The organism is Streptomyces sp. NPDC031365, from assembly GCF_055569765.1.
The window spans coordinates 1-7,726 of record NZ_JBVIIM010000068.1 but is presented as its reverse complement, the minus strand read 5'-3'; the positions used below and the strand labels follow the sequence as shown (position 1 = coordinate 7,726).

The window sequence follows — 7,726 nt, the reverse complement described above, 5'->3', positions numbered from 1 at the left end:
CCAGACGCCGCCAGCAGGTCTGCCCCGAGCCGAACCCCAGCTCCAAGGGCAGGAGTTGCCAGGCTATGTCGTTGTAGAGGACGAACAGGACGCCCAGGAGACAGAGCCGATCTGCCACCGGTCGTGGCCCCGGGGACCGCTCCGGCCACGGCGGCAGCAACGGCTCGATCAGCGCCCACAACTCATCGTCCACGATCCACGGTCGAGTACCCACACCCCGCGAACGGCCGAATCGTCACACCGGTTACGCCCCACCAGCACGCTTCAACAAGATCGTGTTACGAGCTCTACGCATGGAGATGCTGGACGACATTGACCTGCTGCACGGGTCAGTTCCTGCCGGTAGCACCTGTGGGGGTGCCTACCAAGCTGATTCCATCTCGCAGAGGATGACCTTGTATTGCGAATCGGCAGACACGTTGTGCAAGATTCGAGAGGAATTGCTCAATCTTGGAGTGCAGACTGGTATGACCGGGGGGGCAGTCGGGTTCTTCGCACTCAAACCTCGAGGCAGTTGGGTGCGCGTTACGGGCGTTCCTGAAGGTATGGAAATTGGACAGCTAGCGGCAATTCGTAAGTCCTTCAGCAAGGATCTTGGTTTCCGTGCGGAAGTTTCGATTCAAGGAAGTCGAGCTGCGGGAAATTCCGATGGGCTGTCCGACGTCGACATTGCAGTACGCGTAACACCTGAGACGTTCGATGGCCTCATAGCGAAGCGCTTCTCGCATGTGAACGAAGGGACCAGTCAAGCGCGAACTAGAGATCACGCCATCGCAACAGGTAAGATCACGGCAGGGGATGTGCGTCCCAAACTCAGTGGAATAAAGAAGGAAATTACGAAGATTATGGGCGGTCAGGTTGACCACGTTGACGTCTCGGTAATCAGGATGGGCGGTCCGTTCGATCAAGGGCCCTTCGTTCGAGTTAGGTGATTGATAGTGCATCTGGAGTGCGCAATTTATGTTGCCACCCGAAACCAAGACATACCGGCGAAGGTAGCCGAGCGGGTGTCGAATGCTGTAGTCGATGGAGACGCCCTACATTTTCCATCTTTGGTGGCTGAATGGACACACAATGACTATGAGGGTACGGTTTCCTCAGATTCAGATTTTATTGGGTGGCCATCCGTATTTGAGTGCGACCCAACGAGTGAAGCGTCTCTCGATGGAGTCGTCGCAGCGGTGACTCAGATGCTTACGGCGCTCTGGTCGATGGGTGTACGGGCGGTTGCGGCCTGTGATTACGAAGATCTCCTGCCGCATCGTGGTGGGGCGCCCGGTGACGATGAGTAGGGTCCCCGATCCAGTCGCCAGGCAGTGCTGGTGACTGGCCGGGACGCGTATGGACACCTCGCAGGCCCACGTGGACGAAGCGGCGAGAACCTCGAGCAGGTCGAGGAGGGCGCGGCCCGCTCGCTGGTCGAACTCGGCTACGCTCTTCAGGCCCGCAGCATCGAGTACCCGCTGGAGGCGTATCGCATCCTGAACCACCTCACCCGTGCCGCCGCTCTCTACGCCCTTGTGAAGCGCGCTGAGGAAGGCGGGCGCATGACTCTGATTCACAAGAGCCAGAAGCGGCAGGTGCTTCCATCCCACGTGCTGAGTGCGGCGCAGAAGGACTTCGGTGACCTCATCACACGGGCGGCTCAGAGCCAGCCGCAGGTACTCCTATGGAACACCCACCGGTCGCCGTGCTGCTACCCGCCGACGCCGTCTCCGCTACCCACTCATCCAATCCAGTCACGGGCGCTGCGCCCGCAGGAGGTGCGGTGAACAGCCAAGGGGCTCAGGACCGCGACCCACAAACACGTGATCAGCGTCCCGCCGAAGTCACTCTCGACTTCCTGCGCTCCGCGTTTCCGCCGGAATGGCGCGAGCAGGCGCTCGGACATGAAGCTGTCGCGTTGTGGGAGTAGGAGAACCGGGTGGTCCTCCCGGAGCCGTACAGGACCTTCATCGCGGAGGTCAGCAACGGGTCGAGCCTCGGCCCCGCTGGCAACGGCGGTCTCCAGCCGCTCGGCTGGTTGCCCGAGACGTGGCCCGAGCTTCGCCCGCGGCAGCCAGGAGAACCGTTCCCCCTGAACGCAGCCTGGCACTGGGAGGACGACGAGAGCGCCGACCCCGAGGACCCGCGGATTGACGCCGCGTTCAACAAGGCCCCGATTGCACGAGTTCCTCCTCGCCGAGCTCCGCGGCGCGAACGTCCTGGACTTCTCTCGGGCGGCGGTCGACGGCTCCCGTACCCAGGCGTTAGCCTCGATCTTTCGTGAGGGTCCGTCGGCGGAATCGGTGGACCCTTTCGCTTTCTCGAGCTGATGGTGGGCAGGCCGGTGGCCCGGCTGTCGCGTCGGGTGGGCGCCGTGTTCCACTGGCCGGGGCGGGTGATGTTGTCGCCGGGACGGTGGACGTTGCTGGTCAGCCGGGGCTTGGCAGGAGCGCGAGTCGTTCGAGGGCGCCTGTGATCTCGTCGGTCCAGGGCCAATGCTTGGCGAGGCGGAGGATCTTTCGGCGGCCGGTGGTGACGAGCTGGGCCGCCGCGGAGAACAGGCGGAGGGTTCCCAGAGCCGGGTAGTGCCGGTGAGGGCGAGCATGGGCAGCCAGGCCAGCGGGTCGAGAGCGATCTGCATGATCTCCAGCCAGACCCTGTTCTGAGCTGCCCGGTGCAGGGGCAGGTTGCGCAGGCCGGGGGCCCGGGCGGCTCGGATCCGGTCCTCGGCGCGGGCCCGCAGCCGGTGACGGAGTTCGAGCTCGGCGATGGGACGGTCGGGGGTGTTGGTCGCGAAGCATGTGATCCGCATGCCACGCTCGCGCTGCTGCTGTTCGTGGTGGTGCTTCAGCGCCTAAAGGCAGCGGGCTGGAAATGCGATGCGGCGCTCGGAGGCCCGGGACTTGGTGGGCAACGTGGTGAGTCCGCCTCCACTGGTGCGTCGCAGAGTTTGGCGGATTGCGGCAATGCCTGGGGTGCCGTTCTCTCCCAGCCGAGCAGCACGTCATCGGTGGAGAGGAACTGACCAAGTTGGCTGAGAATAGAGTCTTCGGGATCAAGGAATGATGAGTAGGTCACCGCCTCGAGCGGCTCCCGGAAACCGCCGCAACGATTACTCACGGCTACAGCAGCGGGTCCAGTTCGGCGACCATCCGCCGCACCTCCGCCTCAGCCGGATGCCGTGCCGGATCCGTGGTGTGGGTGGAGGTGGCCAAGTACAGCTCCCACTCCTCGTCGGCCCTCGGGTCCGGCGGCGGGGGCAGCGGAGGTTCCTGGTGGCCGCCGATGCAGGCGGGGAGCTTCATGTGCGGTCTGAAGGCGTGCAGCGTGTTGATCCATCTGCCTCGGCGAGCTCGCGTCCCGGTGTCTTCTTGCCCTCGTAGGTGCGCAGCCAGCCCACGTAGAGGGCGGTGAGCATCTCCCGTACCCAGCGGTGTCGGTACCAGCAGGGAGGGATGTCGTTGTGCAGCTCGGCGGTGTGGCGCAGCCACTCCACCCAGGTGTGCAGTTCGCGCAGCCGGGTGCGGCGTTCGGGGGGTTCCATGGCCGACCAGACCCAGCGCCGCGGCTGGGGTGCTTCGGTCTGTGTAGGCGGGACGGCGGGCCACAGGGACGCCGGGTTGTCCGGGAAGTCAGTCACGGCCCGCCTCCCCCGCTACGGGTGCCGCTGCCTTGTCCGAGGTCACCGGCCCGGTTCCGGCGGCCGGCCGGGGTGCTGACAGCAGCCGCTTGAGGTCGCGGTCGCGGAAGGTCAGCCGCATCTTCACCTTGATCGGGGGCTGGTTGGAGTACTGCGCGATCGCGGTGAACTCCTTCAGCTGCTGCAGGGAGTGGACCGGCGCGAGGTCGGTTTCGGTGGGTGAGGTGTTGGTGGTGAAGTCGCCGCGGGAGCGGCCGTGCGAGGTGCGCAGGGTCTCGGTGCGGCCGTACAGGCCGGAGAAGTACCGCAGGGTCTCCAGGTCGCCGCAGCCAGGCAGCAGCATGCGCAGGCCGCTCGCGGACAGCACGGTGTTGGCCTTCTGCACGCCGAGCCGGTCGCGCAGCTGGGACAGGTCGTGCCACACCGTCAGCACGACGATGCCCATGCCTCGGCCGGTGGTGAGGATGTTGGGCAGGCGCGGATAGTGCAGCATGTTGCCCGCCTCGTCGACCAGCACGCCGAGTCCGGGGTCGAGGGGCTTGCCGGTGGTGTTGTAGGCGACCTCGGCGCCGTGGATGATCGAGGCGATGATCGAGGTCAGCAGCGGGGCGAAGCGTTCGGCGTCGGCCTCGGAGGCGATCAGGCACACGGTGCCGTTCCTGGTCAGCAGGTCCTCGACGGTGAAGTCGGTGCCGGCGCAGGTCTCGCGGACCTCTTCATCGGCGTAGACGCGGGCGAGCTGAACTGGATGGAGCCGATGCCGTCCTCGTGCAGGCGCAGCCAGGGGGAGGCGTAGTCGTCGGCGACCTCGGTGTAGCCGTACTGCTGGAGCACGGAGCGGACGTGGTCGACGGCGTCCTTGCCCAGGGAGAGCCAGCGGCGCATGGCGTTGATGCCACCGCCGGAGAGGTTCGCGGCGAGGAGTACGCCTTTGAGGACGTTCTTGGCCTGGTCGATCCAGGGTGCGGCCCGCTTGCTGGTCCCCGGATGCCGATGACTCGGCCATCCAGGCGGCCATGCGGTCGGCGGCCTTGGCGTCGGTGCAGTACTCCACCGGGGACCATTTGTTGGTCTCCCGGCCCGGGATGCCCGCGGGGGCGATCACCCAGACCGGGCCGAGTGCACGACGGCGGGTGTGGATGATGTCGAGGTCGGCGGCCTTGGTGGTGGTCACCACCAGAGGGCCCTGCCATTCGGCGGCGTTGGGCAGGACCAGGCCGGTGGTCTTGCTGCTGCCGGGCACGCCGAACACGGTCGCCGAGATGTTGGGCTGCGCCGCGACGATCGCGCCCGTGTGCGCGCCGCGGCCGGCGGTGATGCGGTTGGCCCGCCAGGCGGGGTCCTGCGGGGCCTTGAGCCTGCGTTCGACCTTCGCGCCGCCCCACTGCGCGCCGCCGGTGGACCCGCCGCCGAGGTTCAGCTTGGTGACGGCCTTGAGCAGGAGCAGGAAGAACGTCAGCAGCAGCATCGCGACCAGCGGGTAGAACAGCCAGCCGGGCGGGGCCGGGGTGAAGACCGAACCGGGCCCGTCGATCACGGCGCACAGCACGGTTTCCGGCAGGCTCGCGCCGGAGCGCGCCCAGCCGCGCCCGGCCAACAGTGCGGCCTCGTGGGCGGGCAGGGGGTTTGCTGGTCGGCTCCTATGTAGGCGCGGTCAGCGAGGACCGGGACGCCCTGACGTTCGCAAATCCGGATGATCCGGTGGGTGCGGGCTGCGGTTAGGTCGTGCGTGCGTGCGGCCGGACAGTGCAGGTGAGATCCACAGCATCCGGCCATCCGGATCGGACACCACCTGCACGTTCACGTCATGCCGGCGATGCTTGGGGGAGTAGTCGGCCCGGCCGTCTCCCAGGCGGTCGTACTCCGCAAGGGTGCCGTCGGACAGGACGTAGTCGGGATCGGTCTCGCGCAGCACCTCGAGCAAGCCCGGTGCGCGTTCGGCGAGCAGGCTGATCACCGCGGAGGTGTACGCGTGGGCGGTGCCCACCGGGATGCCGAAGCCGCCGGCGATCTCGGCGAGCGTGTCGTGTCTGCGCAGGTACACCAGGCAGACCGGCGCACGCTGGTGCGGTGGGAGCTTGCAGCGACGGTCCCCCTCCCGGGTGACGATGAGCATGGTGACCCACTCGACCAGGGCATGGGGCAGGCCGAGTGCGGCAGAGTTGGAAACCAACGCGGCTCCCGGGCCTGTGGGTTGAGACTTCGAACACCTCCTCCAACGGCACGGGAGCCTCGTGCGTTGCGCACACCACGAGCGTCACCAGATCAGTGGCCGCGCTGAAAGAGCTCAGTGTCGAGACGCTCGCAGACCACGAGGCTCTCCGGCTGGTGCGTCAGGCAGCAGCGGCTCTCATCTGCGAGGGCCCCGCCCGGCCCGTACCGTACCGGGCGCACAGCTTCATCAGGCGCTCTCGTCTGGCCTCGGCGGAGGCTTCCAACTGCCTTATGTAGCCGTCCTGCTGCTCGACACCGACGCACTTCAGGACGGCCGCGAGGACTTCCTCCAACAGGTCGCGGGCGTAGCCGGTGTAGCCCGTCAGGGACTCGAAGATCCGCTCGGCCACCTCCAGCACCTGGTGCGCCTGCTCCTCCTCCACGCTGTCGGCTGCCGTGGGCGAGGGACGCAAAGTCCGGCTCGGCGCGGCCGACGGTGCCTCGATGACGGCGGCCTTCGCCCTGGCCTGGCGGACAGTGCGGTCGGCGATGTCGGCGAGTCTGTCGGCGATCGCCTCGACGGCGCAAAGCCAGTCTTCGTGGATCTGATCGCTACTGCCGGAGAGGGCCTGAGCATCCAGCTCGATGACTTCGCCATGAGCGCCTTCTACGGCGCCAGCCTGGATGGCCGTGACGAGGATGCACCTCAGCCGGGCTCATGCCCACGACACCGAGAAGCTCAGCCACACGCTGCTCGGCGTTCGCGGCCGCCTCTGCGTGCACGGCGATCAGCGGTAGCATCCGCCGTTCTGGGCGGTGGCTCATGCTGTGGATACCTCTGTCGCGGCTGGCGGTTGGACTGGTTCGTGCGTGCTGCTACCTGACTTCGACGGAATACGAGGCGCCGGGGAACTCCCAGCCGTCAGTGCCTTCGCCGATGTCCTCCACGATGACGTCGTCGGTGAAGTGGTCCTCGAACTCGTCGTCGGTGAGTTCGCCGGCGAGCCAGAGTCCTTCGATCTCGTCCCAGTGGCCCCGGCTGCCGTCGATACGCAGGGGCGCGGCGTCCACGGTGCCGCGTGTGCGTTCGTCGTCGCCGGTTTTGACGACGCCGCTGATCTCGTACTGGCCGTCCGTGATGTGGTCGGGGATCGGGTCGGCGGGGACGGTGGCCGTGTTCTCGTACGCGGTGTGGATGATGTCCAGGTAGCTGCGGCGGACGTTGTACTCGGAGTCGGACAGCCAGTTGATGAGGGTTTTGGTCGTCACGTGGAGACCGGCGTCCGCCAGGGCCTGCTGTCCGCGGTGGGTCGCGGTGAGATGGCTGAGCTGGGCGTGCCAGTGCTTGGCGTTGTACGACGACAGCCGGTGGCGGGGGGTGGCCTGGGAGCGCAGGAGGTTGTTGAGGGCGGCGCCCAGGGAGTCGCCGCGGCCTGTGGGGCCGGCCATCAGTCGTCACCTTCGGGGATGATCTCGCCGGGCTGGACAAACTTGGCCTTCACTTCGCCGAAGCCGGTCCCGATCCGGTACGTGGCGGGCGCGGTGCCGTCCGGCGCCCAGAAGACCGCCGCGTCGACGTTGCGCAGTGCGAGGAGCTGGTGGCCTTGCTGGACGGCCCTGAAGGCCACCGACCAGTGGCGGACGGAGGCCTCGGCAACCATACTCATGCGCCAGTCCGGCCGCCAGAACGGGGACCTTTGTGCGGGGCGCTTGGGCCACAGCAGGCGCAGCGCGATGGACAGCCGGGTCTTGTATGCCTTGTAGGGGGCGCCGCCGGCCTGGACGAGCTCGGTGGGGTCTGTCAATCGAACGGTGTAACGAGGGTGGTTGAGGTTACTGACGGGCTGCGGAAAGCCGGCCGTCGAAGGTGATGTCGAAGGCGTTCAGCGCGGTCTTCCAGCGCAGGGTCCAGCGGGCCTGTCCCTTGCCCGTGGGGTCGAGCGACAT

The 7,726-nt window shown here is 66.9% G+C and carries 8 protein-coding genes and 4 pseudogenes; 3 read left to right on the top strand and 9 right to left on the bottom strand.

Annotation, left to right across the window (positions count from 1 at the left end):
• Positions 1 to 214: transposase (locus ACZ5C2_RS38420; RefSeq protein ID WP_468801586.1), on the bottom strand; the 214-nt coding region annotated here is incomplete at its 3' end.
• A 79-nt stretch (positions 215 to 293) separates the two neighbouring features.
• On the opposite strand from ACZ5C2_RS38420, the gene ACZ5C2_RS38415 reads away from it, so the two are divergent.
• From ACZ5C2_RS38415 to ACZ5C2_RS38405, 3 genes and pseudogenes are all read left to right on the top strand, one after another.
• On the top strand, positions 294 to 932 hold the full coding sequence (locus tag ACZ5C2_RS38415) for a nucleotidyltransferase family protein (protein ID WP_468801585.1): 639 nt from the start codon (positions 294 to 296) through the stop codon (positions 930 to 932).
• Between the two features lie 390 nt (positions 933 to 1,322).
• Positions 1,323 to 1,772: a hypothetical protein gene (locus tag ACZ5C2_RS38410; RefSeq protein ID WP_468801584.1), complete on the top strand. Its 450-nt coding sequence runs from the start codon at positions 1,323 to 1,325 to the stop codon at positions 1,770 to 1,772.
• 387 nt (positions 1,773 to 2,159) lie between these two features.
• Positions 2,160 to 2,258 (top strand): annotated as a pseudogene (locus tag ACZ5C2_RS38405) (IS5/IS1182 family transposase); the annotation flags it as partial.
• A gap of 156 nt (positions 2,259 to 2,414) precedes the next feature.
• On the opposite strand, the pseudogene ACZ5C2_RS38400 reads toward ACZ5C2_RS38405, so the two are convergent.
• The 8 genes and pseudogenes from ACZ5C2_RS38400 to ACZ5C2_RS38365 form a co-directional block, all read right to left on the bottom strand.
• A pseudogene (locus ACZ5C2_RS38400) lies at positions 2,415 to 2,800 on the bottom strand (transposase); the annotation flags it as partial.
• A gap of 307 nt (positions 2,801 to 3,107) precedes the next feature.
• A complete protein-coding gene (locus tag ACZ5C2_RS38395; RefSeq protein WP_468801582.1) occupies positions 3,108 to 3,290 on the bottom strand; it encodes a hypothetical protein in 183 nt (60 codons plus the stop codon).
• Positions 3,287 to 3,625, bottom strand: coding sequence for a hypothetical protein (locus ACZ5C2_RS38390; protein WP_468801580.1), 339 nt, complete (start codon positions 3,623 to 3,625; stop codon positions 3,287 to 3,289). Before ACZ5C2_RS38390 ends, ACZ5C2_RS38395 begins: the two co-directional genes overlap by 4 nt.
• Positions 3,618 to 5,231 (bottom strand): annotated as a pseudogene (locus ACZ5C2_RS38385) (type IV secretory system conjugative DNA transfer family protein); the annotation flags it as partial. The gene ACZ5C2_RS38390 and the pseudogene ACZ5C2_RS38385, both read right to left, overlap by 8 nt.
• A pseudogene (locus ACZ5C2_RS38380) lies at positions 5,159 to 5,798 on the bottom strand (transposase). The pseudogenes ACZ5C2_RS38380 and ACZ5C2_RS38385, both read right to left, overlap by 73 nt.
• A 160-nt stretch (positions 5,799 to 5,958) precedes the next feature.
• Entirely contained in the window at positions 5,959 to 6,252 is a 294-nt protein-coding gene (locus tag ACZ5C2_RS38375; RefSeq protein ID WP_468801579.1) for a hypothetical protein, read from the bottom strand.
• 403 nt (positions 6,253 to 6,655) lie between these two features.
• Positions 6,656 to 7,228, bottom strand: coding sequence for a hypothetical protein (locus ACZ5C2_RS38370; RefSeq protein WP_468801577.1), 573 nt, complete (start codon positions 7,226 to 7,228; stop codon positions 6,656 to 6,658).
• Positions 7,228 to 7,584 (bottom strand): hypothetical protein, encoded by a 357-nt coding sequence (locus tag ACZ5C2_RS38365; protein WP_468801575.1) that lies wholly within the window; start codon positions 7,582 to 7,584, stop codon positions 7,228 to 7,230. Before ACZ5C2_RS38365 ends, ACZ5C2_RS38370 begins: the two co-directional genes overlap by 1 nt.
• Between the last annotated feature and the right edge of the window lie 142 nt (positions 7,585 to 7,726).